This window comes from Pseudomonas sp. FSL R10-0399, from assembly GCF_009600165.1.
Lineage (GTDB): Bacteria > Pseudomonadota > Gammaproteobacteria > Pseudomonadales > Pseudomonadaceae > Aquipseudomonas > Aquipseudomonas helleri.
This window is the reverse complement of sequence record NZ_WIWK01000306.1, coordinates 1-420: the sequence shown is the minus strand read 5'-3', so window position 1 is coordinate 420 and position 420 is coordinate 1. Positions and strand designations below refer to the sequence as shown.

1 protein-coding gene is annotated in these 420 nt (G+C 59.5%); it reads right to left on the bottom strand.

From position 1 onward, the window contains the following. Positions 1-420, bottom strand: a 420-nt coding sequence (locus tag GHO41_RS29570) for a transaldolase family protein (RefSeq protein ID WP_305977962.1), incomplete at both ends; no start/stop codon positions are given.

Here is a 420-nt window from a genome sequence, read left to right as displayed (position 1 = left end):
GTTCACCCTGGTCATCGCTCAACTGCTGCAAAAGTTCAGGGCTGATGGTCAGGCGGTCGCAGCCGGCCAGCTGTTCGATCTGGCCGATATTGCGGAAGCTGGCGCCCATCACCACGGTGTTGTAGCCATTGGCCTTGTAGTAGTTGTAAATGCGCGTCACCGATTGCACGCCAGGGTCCTCGGCGCCCACGTAATCCGTGCCGGTGCTCTTTTTGTACCAGTCGTAGATACGGCCTACGAACGGCGAAATCAGGAACACACCGGCATCGGCGCAGGCCTGAGCCTGGGCGAAGGAGAACAGCAGCGTGAGGTTGGTCTGGATGCCTTCCTTTTCCAGCTGCTCGGCAGCACGGATGCCTTCACAGGTTGAGGCCAGCTTGATCAGCACGCGGTCTTTGGAGACCCCGGCTGCGTCATACA